This is a genomic window from Tepiditoga spiralis, assembly GCF_014701195.1.
Taxonomy (GTDB): domain Bacteria; phylum Thermotogota; class Thermotogae; order Petrotogales; family Petrotogaceae; genus Tepiditoga; species Tepiditoga spiralis.
Genome location: NZ_AP018712.1, coordinates 1,216,037 through 1,229,987 on the forward strand (window position 1 = coordinate 1,216,037; position 13,951 = coordinate 1,229,987).

The window sequence follows — 13,951 nt, forward strand, 5'->3', positions numbered from 1 at the left end:
GGAGATAAAATGAAAAAACTTTTATTTGGATTAATAATATTTTATAACATTGTCATTTTTTCACAGAATTTGGTTTTAGTAAATAAATTTTATATAGATTCATCAAAAGTTGATTTGAATAAATATGCAGGAGTTATTGATGGAAATATTTATTCAATAGAAAAAATTAATCCATTGATAATAAAATCTTATAATATTTATAATGGACTTACAAAAGAATTTTTAAAATATTCTAAAAAAGTAGATATTTCAATAATAAAATATGACTACTTAAAAAAACCTTACTATACAGAAATTTTTAAAATAATTGATGATAAAATTTATATAATAAGTATTGGTGAAAAATTATATAGTTTAGACACAAAAACACATGAAATAAAAGAGTTTGAATTAGAAAATAAAGAGCAAATTCTTGATTATTACGTATCTTTAGATACAACTAAAGATAAAAAAGATATATTTTTTATTAGTCCTAATAAAAATTTAGATATGATCCTATCACATTATAATACTAATTCAGGTTTTATAAAAAATATTTCAACTGGTTTTGGTGTAAAAAAAATTTTAGTTATAAAAAATAATGTATTTGTAATAAATTATGATGAGTTTTTGAAACGCCTAAGTATATCAAAATTTGATATGGATTTAAATAAAAGAACTTTCATCAATAAGAAATATGATACTGGAAATTGTTTTGAATTACCTATAAAAATTAAACAAAAAAAATTATATAGCAATTATATTGATGATGAAGTAAAAGTTATAAAATCAAAAGAATATATAGTAGTTATGAATGAAGAAAATTTCTATATTATAAGTACAAAAGTAGATGAGAATGGTTTTTCAAAAGTATTAAAGATAATTCCGATAAAAAAAATTATTGATAAAAAATTAAGTGATTTAAACAATTTAATATTAAGTTCTGATAATGAATATATATATTTATTTAACAAAGAAAGTTATATTCTTTATACAATTAAATTAAAACTATAAAATAGGGAGTTATCCCTATTTTGTAGTTTGAAAAACAAAATATAAATACAGAATTATTGGAGGGTTTTATGAAAAAATCAATTATTATTTTTTTAGTCCTTTTGTCTATTAGTATGTTTTCTAATACAGTTTCTTTTTTTAAAGAATATTTTCTGAATTATTTTCAAAGTAATGATAAATTTTCAACAACTTTTGCAAAAAAAAAGACAAAAAATTATGAAAATTTAAATTTTTCTACATATTTTGATTATCCATATGATGGCACATATTCAATAAATTTAAATTCTGGTATAAAAATTAATCTTTTCGATTATCAACAGTATTTAAAAAAAGAAATTTTTAATTACGAAAAAAATATATCTTTAGCTAATATTGAAGCAAGAAAAATGAATTATATTTTTAATTATTTTTTAGATTATCTTGAATATTTAAAAACAAAAAATATAAACGAAGAATTAAAAAGAGTATTAAACTTTATAAATAAGAATAATCTCTTAAACAAGAATAAAATATTTTATGTTAGATTAAAAAACGAAATACTTGAAAATGAATATTATTGCAAAAAAATAAAAAGAGAAAAATATAACAATATTAAGAATTTATTTGGTTATCATATTTTAAAAGATAGTTTTATAAAAAATAGTTCAAATCTTAATTACATAAAAAAAAATATCATTAATAATCCAGATTATTCTTATAATAAAAATAATGAAGAAATAATTAAACTTAAAAATAATAAAGAAGATTTTTCTGTATATTTTGATTTGAATTATAATTATAATAATTCCTGGGATTCTGAGAACACATTTAATAAAAATTTTTCATGCTCTTTGAATTTTGAAAAATCTTTTGAAATATTTGGAATATCCTTAAAAAATCATATTTCTATTTATCCAAATAAAATCTCAGCAAATATTTTTTTTATAGATTATGCAAATAAATTTTTATTAAACTCAAATAAGTTGAATAATGTTTTAAATGAAAAAATAAAAGATTATTATTCATATTTTCAAAGACTAAATATTTTACTCACAAAATTAAAAAATTATAATGAAGTAATTAATATCCAAGAATTAAATACTATTAAAAATTTTTCTGAATATATAAAATTAATTAATGAATATTATAGTACATATTCTGAAATTTATAGGATATATTTAGGAATTTTAATGCTTGGAAATTCAGATTTTATTTTAGATAATTTAAAATAAATAAAAGAAAATAATAGATACTGGTAAATCATTCACTTATATGGATTTTGGATATGGTGGACTTGATTGTATGTTAGAAAGTGTGTATAGAGCAAAATACTTTTTAAAAGGTCCTTACCACGAAAAGAGTTATAGTATTTCTGTTGAGAAACCAACGAGAACAAATAAATATGTTAAAATTTATTATAAGAAAGGATGGTAAATAATGAAGGTGCTTTATAATAAAGCGCCTTTATGTTGAATCATATTAATATAAAAAAAGAGGTGAGAAATTAGATGAAAAAAATTTTAGTATTTTTTATTATTTCAATAATTACTATAATTACACAAGGAGAATTTGTTAAATATGAATCCATATCTCTTAATAATAAAATAGATAAAGAATACAAATTTAATTTAAGAATAAATAAAAAAAAGGTTATTAAAAGAAAAGATGTAGATTTTATTTCATGTAAATTTGATGTAAATAGCAAAGGTGAAATTTATTTAGGGCTGTATAGTGAACCAAGTATTTTAAAGTTCTTACCTGAAAAAAAAGAGTATATAAAGATAGAAAATGAAATAATACCTGATTATTATAGTGGTGGTGTTACTGTTGTATATTTAAGGGTTCTACCAAATGATAAGGTTATAGTTAAATCTTTAGATGGTATAGCAATATTAAATAATGATAAGTTAGAAAAGTTTTATGAATTTCCTGGAACCTCAGTAGATGATTGGGCATATGATATTGTCAAAAAGAAAAAAAGGTCTGAAATTTATTTTAATCCACCTATAACAAATGATCTTCATACAGATGTTGTGTATATTGAAAAAACAAAAGATGGATTGATAGAATTTAATCAAAAGACGGTTTATTATTATAAAATAATTGGAAATAATTTTTATGGAGATTATAAAACTATTTATGAAAAAAAAGAAAAATGTAAATATTCATCGGATATAATTTTAAAAAGTAATTCAAATAAATTATATAAAGTTATTTGGGACAACAAAGAAAGACTTTTGAAAATATTAGATGTAGAGAAAGGAACTATTAAAATATTGGATAATTATAAGTATACAGCTACATATGATATTGATATGATAGATGATAATTTTTATATATTATATGAAAATTATGATAGTGAGGATTCAAATCGTAAGGATTTGAAAATATTAAAAATGGATAAGAATTTTAACATAATTTATGATTTTAGTGTAATGAAACAAAAATATTTTTATATTCCTGAGCTTAAAGTAAAAAAGATTAATGGAAAAATATTTATATACATAAAAACTAAAGAAAGCATAAAAATTCTTTATGAAAATTAGAAATTTAAAAAGGGAGAACTTTAATGAGTAAAATACGAATAATAATAGTCTTGTTTATTTTTTTGAATAGTATTATATTTGGAGAAAATTTAAATTATGAAAAATTTGACAAAGCAATTAAGTCTATGTATCTAAAAGAAGTTAAAAAGACTGAAGACATATTGAACAAGTATAAAATGTTTTTTCAAAATGTTTCGTATAATTTTGGAATAGATGGAGATTTTAGTAAACTTGATTTTACTACATCACAAATCAATTTGAATTGGAATATTTTTTCAAGTGGTAAGAATATAGCAGAAATGAAGATAAATGAAGTTGTTAATAGAATAGAAGAATTATTAGATGAAAATAAGTATTTTAATAAATACATATCCTTGAGATATGAGTTTTTTAATAGGTATCAGATGCAAGAAAACTTAAAGTTATTAAATAAGTATTATGATGAATTATTAAAGATAACACTACCACAAAATGAAATAGAAAAACTAAAATTAGAAAGAGAAAAAATAAGTACACAAATTCAAAAAAATGATTTAAAAGAATCTTTTGATAATCAAAATTTGAATGGTTTCATATTTTTAATTTTAAATAAGATGCAGGATGTTACTTTTACATATCCAAAAGAATATTATGAAATGAAAAAATTAAATGAATTATTGAATAGTTACAAATTAAAAGACTTTAAAGAGAACTATGAGTACTTAATAGCAAAGAAAGAAAAAGAACAAAATAAATATAGTAAAATATTAACAAATAACAATGAAATAAACTTTAACTTAGGAGCAAATTATGATTTTAAAACAAATAATTATTCTCTATCATTTATGATGGATTATAATTATGATGTACCTTTTATAAACTTTTCAGGAAATGGTAATTATTCAAATGGACATTATAACATTTCCAGTACAATAAATCCAGTTATAAAAGAACAAAAAAAAGAAGAAAATGAAAAAACTTTAGGTGAAATTTTAGCTAAAGTACGAGATGATTACAATAAACTTCTCAACCAAATAGAAGCAACAGAAAATAATTTATACATAATAAATTTAGACATAAAAATATCTGAATTAGAATATGAAAAAAATAAAGAAAAAAAGACAGATTTAGAAAAAATTTTGAATGAAAGAAATATAGAAAGTACAAAATTGAATTATATTTTAAATGTTGTTAAATATAATTTATTGGTAAAAACACTGATAGATACTTACTATGAAAAAAAGTGATGAAATAATAAAAAAGATAGTAATGTTAGTGTGTGAATATAGACAAACGAAATATGTATTCAAAAAATATAATCCCAGCATTGCTGGGATATTTTTTTATAATAAAGAATATAAATTAAAATTATTCTAATTAGTAAAAATATTTATTAAGTTATTCCAAGAATAGGTTTTTAGAGAGTAGGAATTTTTTTATGTTATAAAAAATTAATACTTTTGTTAAGTTCTAATTTTTTTCCATTTTCCTTTTGTATAAAAGTAAATTGATATTAAAAATTCAAAAAAATCTCCAAAAGCAAATGATAACCAAACCCATATTAAAGGTAGGTTTAATATTTTTATGAAAATAAATAATAATGGTATTTGAATTAACCATCTTGAACCAGCACTCATGAATAAGAAAGGTAAATTATAACCTGATGCTGAAAAAACACTCGATAGTCCAAATGAATATGCAACAAAAATAAGCCCTATGGAACTAAAAATCATGAATTCTTTTCCATATAAGATTACTTGTGCATCACTATTCAGGAAAGAAATTAAAACTTCTCCCTTAAAAAATACCAATAACATAAAAGTAAAGGTTATTAATGAGGCTAAACTTGCAGTTAATTTAGCTGTTTTTGCAGCTCTTGTTGTTAAGTTTGCACCAAGTGATTGTCCTATTATGGAAGATGCTCCCATAGATAAACCCATTAATGGCATAAAGACAAATCCAAATATCCTTCCTCCAACAGCATAAGCAGCAACAACTGTAGTTCCAAATAATGATACAAATTTTAATATTACTAACATTGAAAGATTTCTTGCAAAAACTTCTAATCCATTTGGTAAACCTATTGTTATTAATTTTTTATCCATTTTAAAATTTAATTTTAAAAGTTTAAAAATAGAAGGTTTTATACCTCTTTTCCCACTAAATAATAGGTAAAATCCAATTATGAAAGCTATACTTTGAGAAATTATAGTTGAAACAGCTGCTCCAGAAATCCCCATATTTAATCCTTGTATTGAAGTTCCTGGAATTGTTTTGAACATTAAAAATGGATCTAAAATTATATTTAAAATACTTGAAAATATCATAATATACATTGGAGTTTTTGAGTCTCCAATACATCTTAAAGCAGTGTTTACTGAAAAAGAAGAAAACATTATTGGAAGAAAAAATAATCTTATATAACCATATTTTATTCCAAGATCTACAACTTCTTTTTTTGCAAAGGATCCCATTAAAGGTTTTAAAAATAAAGCTATTGAAATTGCACCTATTATTGCAACTACAAACTTAAAAGTTATTGTTTGTTCTATTGCTAAGTTTGTTTTTTCATAATCTTTTTTTCCATAACTTTGAGAAATTAATGAAATTGAACTTGTACCGATAATTTCATTTAAAGCTTCTACAACCCAAAAAATTGTTGCAAATATTCCAACACTTGCTTGTGCTGCTGTTGAAATATGTCCTATCCAAAACATATCAACAAGGTCGTAAATCATTTGTGCACTAAAGCCTATCATAGTTGGAATAGACATTAATAATAGTTCTTTTATTATACTGCCTTTGGTTAAATCTCTTGCCATAATTCAAATCCAATCATAGATTTTATTTTTTCTAAGTATTCTTTTTTAGTTATTAATTCATATTCAAAGCCATCATCGATTTGTTTTTTTTCTTTTATTCCTATTTGATCTCGTATTTTATCTATTTTCCAGCTATGTTCAAACTTTAAGTATAATTTTTTTGAAACCAACACTTCTAAATTAATTAATTTTTTTTCTAAATCATTTAAAAATTCTTGTACAGTTTTTTTTGATTTTGCAGAAACAAATAAGGCTTCTGGATGTAGTATTTTCAAATGATCGAGTTTTTCTTTTGTTAAAAGATCTATTTTATTAAAAACTACAATGCGTGGTATAGGTTCTATTATAACCTCGTTTAAAGTTTTATTTACCACACTTTTTTTATCTTCATAATCTTCTTCACTAAGGTCAATTACTTCGATTATTACATCTGAATAATTGATTTCTTCAAGAGTCGTTTTAAAAGATTCTATTAAAGATATTGGTAACTTTCTTATAAAACCGACTGTATCAGAAAATATTACTTGTAAACCATCGTTGAACTTTGTCTTTCTTGAAATTGTTGCCAATGTTGAAAATAACTTTTGTGAAACAAGTATATTTTCATCATCTGAAAGTGCTTTTAATAAGGTTGATTTTCCAGCACTTGTATAGCCTGTTATTGAAACTTTAATTGTTGAAGAGGCATTTCTTTTTTTTGATTTCATAGTCCTAGTATGTTTTATGCTTTCTAATTTATTTTTAAGTGTGTTTATTTTTTCTTTTATAGTTCTTCTATTGTACTCTAATTGAGTTTCACCAGGTCCTCTTGTTCCAATTCCACCCCCTGTTCTTGATAAAGAAATTCCTTGACCAACTAATTTTGGGAGTTCATATGTTAAACTTGCTAATTCAACTTGAAGTTTACTTTCTGTTGTTTTAGCATTTCTACTAAAAATTTCTAAAATTATTTCATTTCTATCTAAAATTTTTATGTCTTTTAATTCTTTTTCTAGTAGCTTCCTTTGTAAACTACTTAAACTATCATTAAATATGGCAATATTGCATTTAAAAGCCATTAATGCATCTTTTAATTCTTCAATTTTTCCTTTTCCAAGATATGTTTTTTTATCTGGTGCTTCTTTTTTTTGTATTACTTCAGTTAAGATATTTATGTCAATATTTGAACATAATAATTTTAATTCTTCAATTTGCTTTTCAAAATCTTTTTCTCTTTTATTGACTGCAACGAGTATTCCATCAAAAACTTCTTTAGTTTTTTCCATATAAAAGATTCCTCCTAATTTTCTATTGAGTGCAACTTAAAATGTTCTACTACAATTATTGTGTCATCATTTATTGCCAACCAGTCTTTATTTAGTTCTTCAGACCAAATTTTTTTATGAAATTCTTTAAATTCTTCTATACTATTAAATAATTCTCCTTTTGCAATTCTTTCTGTTACTTGTCCAAATGGAATTTCATATTTTTCAGTTATTTCAATATTACAGGCATGTTCACCTTTTTTTGTATAAATAGCAACTAAATCTCCTACTTTTGTTTTACTTATTTCAGGTTCTTTATCATACCAATATTTTGGAGTACATATTACTGTTTTCCCTTTGTTGATTATTTGATCTATAACGCTATTATCATTTTCATCTTTTCCCCAAACAGTAGTTTTTTTCATAAAAAACACCTCCTAAATAAGTGATATACACTTAAATTATACCTTTTTTTTAGTTACAAAAGTATTAATTATGAAAGTATTTAATACTTTTAATGGTATAATTATTTTTAGGAGAGGAGGAATAAAGTGAGTAAAAATATAACTATTACGGCTATGCTTTCTGTTTTAGTAGTTGTTTTATTTTCGTTTCAAATGGTAATTCCACCAATAGGAATGATTTTTTCGTATTTATCTGTAATTTTATTAATTGAAATAAAAAGAAATACAGAAACAAGATATTATTTGATGTCGTTAATAACTACCAGTACTTTAATAGTAATGTTAAATGATCCTTTTGGATGGATTTTATATATTTTTATGTTAATACCTGTTTCAGTTGGAGTTATATATGAAGGTTATTTAAAATTTTTAATGTTGATACCAGTAGAAGCTGGTGCTTACTTTATGTTTAAAGTATTTTCCGTTAAAGGATCTCCAATAGATAATTTTCTTGGTAATATTTGGTATTTTTTAGGTATATTTTTTTATATTGCAACGTACTTTTTTTATAAAAAGGCTATTATTATTTTTGATGTTTTAAAAAAAAGAATGTATAAATAAAATTGGAGGTGAACTATGAAAAAGAGCTTTTATGTTGTTTTATTTTTGGTTTTTACATTTTTACTAATTTCTTGTAGTGCAAATATTAATAAAGAAAATAATTTGGAAAACAGTTCATCAAAGGTTGATAATTCAAAAGTTGATGACTCAATAATAAATACAGTTACTTTCATTATTGAAAGTTATCCCTCAAATACTCCTGAAAATAGTAATATATACATGATGGGAGATTTTAATGGATGGAATCCGTCAGATGTCTTTTATAGATTTGAAAAAAATGAAGAAGGTGAATATATATTAAAGGTTAGTATGAAATCTGGAACTAAAATAAATTTTAAAATTACAAGAGGAACAGATGATTCTGTAGAATCAGACAGTTTTGGAGATGAAATATCAGAACGTGAATACAAGTTTTCAACTGATGGAGATGAAGTTTATATTTCAATAGAAGGTTGGAAAGATCTAGGATTTTAATAATTAATAAAAACATGTAAAAGTTATATGCTTTTACATGTTTTTATTTTATTTTCTTTTAAAATGGAATCAATATCTTTTTTATTCACTGATTTTATAAAGTCTTTTATAACAAAGGTGTTGTATCCTTTTTTTATGCTAGATTTTATAGTTTCTAATACACATATATCTCCAGCTAATCCAAAAATAATTAAATTTTTTATTTTATTATTTTTTAATAATAAATCTAACTCATTTGGAGTATCTTCAAAGTTTTCATAAAAAGCAGAATAACTATCTGTTTCTTTTAAACTTCCTTTTTTTACTATATAATCAACATAGTTTATAAATAATTTATTTCCGTATGTATTTTTTACACAATGCATGGGCCATTCTTTAAATGAAATATGATCTTTAGGATGATCATCTTTACTTGCGAAAATTTTATACTTTTCTTTTTTTGCAAGCTTTAAAAAATTATTAATTGATTTTATCCAAACTTCATCAGTTTCTTCAACTGGTAGTTCATTTGAGCATCTTAATGTAAAACTATTTTGACAGTCAACACAGAGTATAGCTGTGTTAATGGGGAATAAATTTAAAATTTTTATTTTTTCGATTAAAGTTTTCATATTCATATAAGATACCTCCTTATGATAATTTTAACACATTTAAGAAAAATAAATTGATTTTGTAAAATAAATTGATTATAATTGTATTGGATGACTATATTTGCAAAAGGGAGTGATTTTAAGTGTATAAATTAGTTTTAATAAGACACGGAGAAAGTCAGTGGAACAAAGAAAATAAATTTACCGGGTGGACAGATGTTGATCTTTCAGAAAAGGGTGTAGAAGAAGCAAAAGAAGGTGGAAAAGTATTAAAAGAAGAAGGTTTTAAATTTGATATTGCTTATACTTCTGTATTGAAAAGAGCTATAAAAACATTAAATAATGTTCTTGAAGAAATGGATTTATTGTGGATTCCTGTATATAAATCATGGAGATTAAATGAAAGACATTATGGTGCTCTTCAAGGTTTAAATAAAGCAGAAACGGCTAAAAAGCATGGAGAAGAACAAGTTAAAATTTGGAGAAGAAGTTATGATATAAGACCTCCTGTTTTAGAATTAAATGATGAAAGACATCCAGCATTAGATCCAAAGTATTCAGCCTTGGACACAAAAATGCTTCCAGGTGCAGAATGTTTAAAGGATACAGTTGAAAGGTTTTTACCATTTTGGAATGATACAATAGCTCCAAGTATAAAAGAAGGAAAAAAGGTAATAATTGCTGCACACGGAAATTCTTTAAGAGCTTTAGTAAAGTATCTTGATAATATGTCTGATGAAGAAATAATTAGTTTAAATATTCCTACAGGAACACCTCTTGTTTATGAATTAGATGAAAACTTGAATCCTATAAAAAAATATTATTTAGGTGATCAAGAAAAAATAAAGAAGGCTATGGAATCAGTAGCAAATCAAGGAAAAGCAAAGTAAATAAAATATAAAAAACGGAAGCTAATAGCTTCCGTTTTTTGGTGGACCGGGACAGACTTGAACTGTCGACACACGGATTTTCAGTCCGTTGCTCTACCGACTGAGCTACCGGTCCATAGAATGGTGGGCCCTGTAGGGATTGAACCTACGACCCTCTGCTTGTAAGGCAGATGCTCTCCCGCTGAGCTAAGGGCCCATTATGGCGCCCCCAACGAGATTTGAACTCGTGTCTTTGGCGTGAAAGGCCAATGTCCTAGGCCGCTAGACGATGGGGGCAAAACACCAACGCAATTATTCTATCACACTTAATGATTGTTATCAATAAACTAACATTAAACAAAAAGTTAATTTTTGGTTAATGACTCTATTAAAGCTCTTGCATTGTCTTCGTCTTTTGATATTTTTCGAATTAACTCTATTTGATCATTGAATTTCTCTTCTGTTCTTAAAAAATCGATGAATTCAAGTTTTATATGTTTTCCATATAGATCGCCAAAAAAGTCTAAAAAATAGGTTTCTGTTTTTGGTATTTTAATTTCTTCAAAGTATGTTGGTCTTATTCCAACACTTGTTAATCCCCATAAAATTCTTGAATATCCATCAATGTATCCTTTTGTAAGATATACTCCATACTTTGGAAAGATTATATCTTCTTTTTCTCTTATATTTATATTTGCCGTTGGAAAACCTAATGAAAATCCAACATGTCTATCTTCATAAACTGTACCTTCAACGGTCCAATTTTTTTCTAAAAGTTTATTAGATTCTTTTATGTTTCCTTTTTTTAAGTTTTTTCTAATTAATGTTGAGCTAACTCTATTTCCCATTTCTTTTAAATCGTGTAATACTTCAACGATAAGTCCTTTTTTTACACCACTGGTTAAAAGATAAGAAACATCTCCCATGGCGCCTTTTCCAAATTTAAAATCTTCACCACACACAATGTATTTAGTTCCAATATCTATTAAATGATTTAAATAATCTTCGTGGTTTATATGCCAAACATCTTTCATTTCAATAATTTTTACTTCGAATCCCATTTCTTCAATTAATCTTTTTCTTTCCCAGCTTGGTAAAATTAAACCATCAAATCCATTTAAATACTTGCCAATTGGATATTTTAACATTATTGCAAGTGGTTTTAAATTGTTTTCTTTAGCTATTTGAAGTGTTTTTTTTAATATATATTTGTGACCTCTATGAATTCCATCAAAAGTACCTATTGTTAATGCATACAACTATGTCACCGTCCTAATAGATAAATCATTTTAATATTTTATATAGTTTTATTATTCTATCATTTCTTTCAGGGGTTCTTAAAAGTGTTTTTAGAAATTTTGAAGATCTTTCAGCTTTTCCTACTCCAATAAAGTTTTTTTCATCATCTAAAATTTTTACATATTGATTTTTTTCAAATTTAGAAAATTGTAGTATATTTTCTTTATAAATTTGTATTCCATTTAAAACTTTATCTTTATTGTTTACTTTTATAAATGGAATATTTAAAGCTTTACTAATTGGAACAAAGTTTGAATCTTTCTCCATTTTTTTTACTGATTGTTCTAATGAAAAAATACCACTTTTTAAACGTCTTAATTCTATTGCTGTTGCACCACAACCAATTTTCTTTCCAATATCATTTATTAAAGTTCTTATATACGTTCCTGAAGAAACTGTAACTGTAAATTCTATTTCTTCATTATTTTCATAAACAATTATATCTTTTATATTAGATATATTTATATCAATTGGTGGAATATCTACTGTTTTACCAGCTCTTGCATATTTGAATAATCTTTTTCCATTTATTTTTTTTGCACAATATATTGGTGGAATTTGTTTTGATTTTCCTTCAAAACTTTTTAAAGTTTTTATAATAAATTCTTTTGATAAATCTGGTACTTCGTTTTTTTCAATTATATTTCCAGTGATATCATAAGAGTCTGTAATAATTCCTAAACGTGCTTTTACTCTATATGTTTTATTATCTGAAATTAAAAATTGTAAAAACTTTGTTGCTTTGTTTATAGCTAAAACTAATACACCAGTTGCAAAGGGATCTAAAGTTCCACAATGACCTACTTTTTTTGTGTTGTATAAAATTCTTGCTTCTTTTACTATGTCATGTGATGTAACATTTTTTGGTTTATCTATTACAAGAAATCCATTTTTCATTCTTCTGTATCGCCTTCAACTTTTATTTCATTCAATAATTTTTGAATTTTAATACTGTCTTCTAATCCTTTATCCTTAAAAAATCTTACTTCTGGAACTTTATACATTTTTATTTTTTGAGACATATCTTTTCTAAATAATCCTTTTAATTTATTTAAAACTTTTACTATTTCATCTACATCTTCATTTAATGCTGATACAGAAATATCAACAAAAGATTTATCTCTTGATAATTTTACAGAAGTAAAACTAATTAACTTTCCTTGTATTTCATTATTTCTTATTTTTGATAAAGTTTGTGTGAATAATTTTAAAATTTGTGATTCTAACATGTTTCTCCTAAATTGAGACATTACTTTTCCTCCTCGACGTCTATTATATTATTTAAGTTCATAAAATCTTGAGATTCTGAAATTTTTTCTTTTAAGTTATCTAGATATTTTTTATATTTTTGTGGAGTTAAACTAAGTTCATTCCAGGCTACTTCATTTGGAATAGGAATTTCAAATGATCCAGAATGTCCGTAAAATAAAGTTTTAACACTTATATTTGCTATATGAACTATATTTACTATAGTTTTTGTGTTTTCGTGTCTATTTTCATTTGGATTGTCATGAAAGGTTGCTGTGTCTATAATTATATCAGACATATTCCAATTTTCAAATAAAATTTTCCCTATTTGTTGATGTGAAAAAGATTGTAGCATTTCTTCTGCTTGAGAAAAAGATATTTTTTTGTGTTTGGATAATTTTACAACCATTTCAAATATATCTGGCATTACAAAAGCCATAGCAATTTTTCCTAAATCGTGAAGCATACCACTTAAAAATGCCTCTTCTTTTTCTGGATAATTCACATAATTTGATAATAATTCAGCTGCTATTCCAGTTCCCATTAAATGTTTCCAAAATTTTTCGGTATTAAAATAATCATATTCTTTTTTGAAATAAGAATTTACTGTAAAGATGCTCATTGCAAGGTTTCTAACGGTTTTAAATCCAAGAATATTTATTGCTTGAGTTAATTTTGTTATTTTTCGTGGTATTGCATAATAGGCTGAATTAGACATTTTTAAAATTTTGGCACTTAAGGTAGGGGATTCTAAAACAGCAACGTTTAATTCTTTTGTACCAGATTCTGGATTAGATGCAATTGAAATTATTCTTTGAACAACAAAATCTGGTGTAGGTAATTCTTCAATCTTTTTTGACAATTCTCTAATTGAAATAGCCAA

General features: G+C 24.0%; 15 protein-coding genes and 3 tRNA genes. 7 read left to right on the forward strand and 11 right to left on the reverse strand.

Going from position 1 to position 13,951, the window contains the following annotated elements; genetic code table 11:
• Window positions 1-9 precede the first annotated feature (9 nt).
• From IGS63_RS05685 to IGS63_RS05700, 4 genes are all read left to right on the forward strand, one after another.
• Window positions 10-993 carry a hypothetical protein gene (locus tag IGS63_RS05685; protein WP_190616031.1) on the forward strand — a complete coding sequence of 328 codons (984 nt, stop codon included), beginning with the start codon at window positions 10-12 and terminating at the stop codon, window positions 991-993.
• Between the two features lie 68 nt (window positions 994-1,061).
• Window positions 1,062-2,204, forward strand: coding sequence for a hypothetical protein (locus IGS63_RS05690; RefSeq protein ID WP_190615044.1), 1,143 nt, complete (start codon window positions 1,062-1,064; stop codon window positions 2,202-2,204).
• 276 nt (window positions 2,205-2,480) lie between these two features.
• Complete coding sequence (locus IGS63_RS05695) at window positions 2,481-3,518, forward strand: hypothetical protein (protein ID WP_190615043.1); 1,038 nt, start codon at window positions 2,481-2,483, stop codon at window positions 3,516-3,518.
• Between the two features lie 23 nt (window positions 3,519-3,541).
• Window positions 3,542-4,744, forward strand: a complete 1,203-nt coding sequence (locus tag IGS63_RS05700) for a hypothetical protein (protein WP_190615042.1) — start codon at window positions 3,542-3,544, stop codon at window positions 4,742-4,744.
• A gap of 216 nt (window positions 4,745-4,960) precedes the next feature.
• Here the strand turns inward: IGS63_RS05700 and IGS63_RS05705 are convergent, their stop codons facing one another.
• From IGS63_RS05705 to IGS63_RS05715, 3 genes are read right to left on the reverse strand one after another with little or no spacing between them, the layout of a single operon-like run.
• Complete coding sequence (locus IGS63_RS05705; protein ID WP_198423089.1) at window positions 4,961-6,319, reverse strand: MATE family efflux transporter; 1,359 nt, start codon at window positions 6,317-6,319, stop codon at window positions 4,961-4,963.
• Window positions 6,304-7,584: a GTPase HflX gene (gene hflX / locus IGS63_RS05710; RefSeq protein WP_190616032.1), complete on the reverse strand. Its 1,281-nt coding sequence runs from the start codon at window positions 7,582-7,584 to the stop codon at window positions 6,304-6,306. Before hflX ends, IGS63_RS05705 begins: the two co-directional genes overlap by 16 nt.
• A gap of 14 nt (window positions 7,585-7,598) precedes the next feature.
• A complete protein-coding gene (locus tag IGS63_RS05715; RefSeq protein WP_190616033.1) occupies window positions 7,599-7,988 on the reverse strand; it encodes an ASCH domain-containing protein in 390 nt (129 codons plus the stop codon).
• A 126-nt stretch (window positions 7,989-8,114) separates the two neighbouring features.
• Here IGS63_RS05715 and IGS63_RS05720 point away from each other — a divergent pair, with 126 nt between their 5' ends.
• Window positions 8,115-8,588, forward strand: coding sequence for a hypothetical protein (locus IGS63_RS05720; RefSeq protein WP_190616034.1), 474 nt, complete (start codon window positions 8,115-8,117; stop codon window positions 8,586-8,588).
• 15 nt (window positions 8,589-8,603) lie between these two features.
• Complete coding sequence (locus IGS63_RS05725) at window positions 8,604-9,062, forward strand: early set domain-containing protein (RefSeq protein WP_190616035.1); 459 nt, start codon at window positions 8,604-8,606, stop codon at window positions 9,060-9,062.
• A gap of 23 nt (window positions 9,063-9,085) precedes the next feature.
• Here the strand turns inward: IGS63_RS05725 and IGS63_RS05730 are convergent, their stop codons facing one another.
• Window positions 9,086-9,679 carry an isochorismatase family protein gene (locus IGS63_RS05730; protein WP_232521330.1) on the reverse strand — a complete coding sequence of 198 codons (594 nt, stop codon included), beginning with the start codon at window positions 9,677-9,679 and terminating at the stop codon, window positions 9,086-9,088.
• Window positions 9,680-9,795: 116 nt separating this feature from the next.
• Between IGS63_RS05730 and gpmA the strand changes: the two genes are divergently transcribed.
• Window positions 9,796-10,542 carry a 2,3-diphosphoglycerate-dependent phosphoglycerate mutase gene (gene gpmA, locus IGS63_RS05735; protein ID WP_190616036.1) on the forward strand — a complete coding sequence of 249 codons (747 nt, stop codon included), beginning with the start codon at window positions 9,796-9,798 and terminating at the stop codon, window positions 10,540-10,542.
• A 39-nt stretch (window positions 10,543-10,581) separates the two neighbouring features.
• Here the strand turns inward: gpmA and IGS63_RS05740 are convergent.
• The 7 genes from IGS63_RS05740 to IGS63_RS05770 form a co-directional block, all read right to left on the reverse strand.
• A tRNA-Phe gene (locus IGS63_RS05740) sits at window positions 10,582-10,657 on the reverse strand.
• Window positions 10,658-10,663: 6 nt separating this feature from the next.
• Window positions 10,664-10,738, reverse strand: a tRNA-Val gene (locus IGS63_RS05745).
• Window positions 10,739-10,742: 4 nt separating this feature from the next.
• Window positions 10,743-10,818: transfer RNA gene (locus tag IGS63_RS05750), tRNA-Glu, on the reverse strand.
• Between the two features lie 68 nt (window positions 10,819-10,886).
• Window positions 10,887-11,780: a riboflavin biosynthesis protein RibF gene (ribF, locus tag IGS63_RS05755; protein ID WP_190616037.1), complete on the reverse strand. Its 894-nt coding sequence runs from the start codon at window positions 11,778-11,780 to the stop codon at window positions 10,887-10,889.
• A 25-nt stretch (window positions 11,781-11,805) separates the two neighbouring features.
• Window positions 11,806-12,717 (reverse strand): tRNA pseudouridine(55) synthase TruB, encoded by a 912-nt coding sequence (gene truB / locus IGS63_RS05760; protein WP_190616038.1) that lies wholly within the window; start codon window positions 12,715-12,717, stop codon window positions 11,806-11,808.
• Complete coding sequence (rbfA, locus tag IGS63_RS05765; RefSeq protein WP_190616039.1) at window positions 12,714-13,070, reverse strand: 30S ribosome-binding factor RbfA; 357 nt, start codon at window positions 13,068-13,070, stop codon at window positions 12,714-12,716. The genes truB and rbfA overlap by 4 nt, the downstream gene beginning before the upstream one ends.
• On the reverse strand, window positions 13,070-13,951 hold the full coding sequence (locus IGS63_RS05770; RefSeq protein ID WP_190616040.1) for an HDOD domain-containing protein: 882 nt from the start codon (window positions 13,949-13,951) through the stop codon (window positions 13,070-13,072). Before IGS63_RS05770 ends, rbfA begins: the two co-directional genes overlap by 1 nt.

Coding starts and splice junctions, on each gene's coding strand:
- IGS63_RS05685 (WP_190616031.1), top strand. CDS start 10: ATGAAAAAACTTTTATTTGGATTAATAATATTTTATAACATTGTCATT.
- IGS63_RS05690 (WP_190615044.1), top strand. CDS start 1,062: ATGAAAAAATCAATTATTATTTTTTTAGTCCTTTTGTCTATTAGTATG.
- IGS63_RS05695 (WP_190615043.1), top strand. CDS start 2,481: ATGAAAAAAATTTTAGTATTTTTTATTATTTCAATAATTACTATAATT.
- IGS63_RS05700 (WP_190615042.1), top strand. CDS start 3,542: ATGAGTAAAATACGAATAATAATAGTCTTGTTTATTTTTTTGAATAGT.
- IGS63_RS05705 (WP_198423089.1), bottom strand. CDS start 6,319: ATGGCAAGAGATTTAACCAAAGGCAGTATAATAAAAGAACTATTATTA.
- hflX (WP_190616032.1), bottom strand. CDS start 7,584: ATGGAAAAAACTAAAGAAGTTTTTGATGGAATACTCGTTGCAGTCAAT.
- IGS63_RS05715 (WP_190616033.1), bottom strand. CDS start 7,988: ATGAAAAAAACTACTGTTTGGGGAAAAGATGAAAATGATAATAGCGTT.
- IGS63_RS05725 (WP_190616035.1), top strand. CDS start 8,604: ATGAAAAAGAGCTTTTATGTTGTTTTATTTTTGGTTTTTACATTTTTA.
- IGS63_RS05730 (WP_232521330.1), bottom strand. CDS start 9,679: ATGAATATGAAAACTTTAATCGAAAAAATAAAAATTTTAAATTTATTC.
- truB (WP_190616038.1), bottom strand. CDS start 12,717: ATGAAAAATGGATTTCTTGTAATAGATAAACCAAAAAATGTTACATCA.
- rbfA (WP_190616039.1), bottom strand. CDS start 13,070: ATGTCTCAATTTAGGAGAAACATGTTAGAATCACAAATTTTAAAATTA.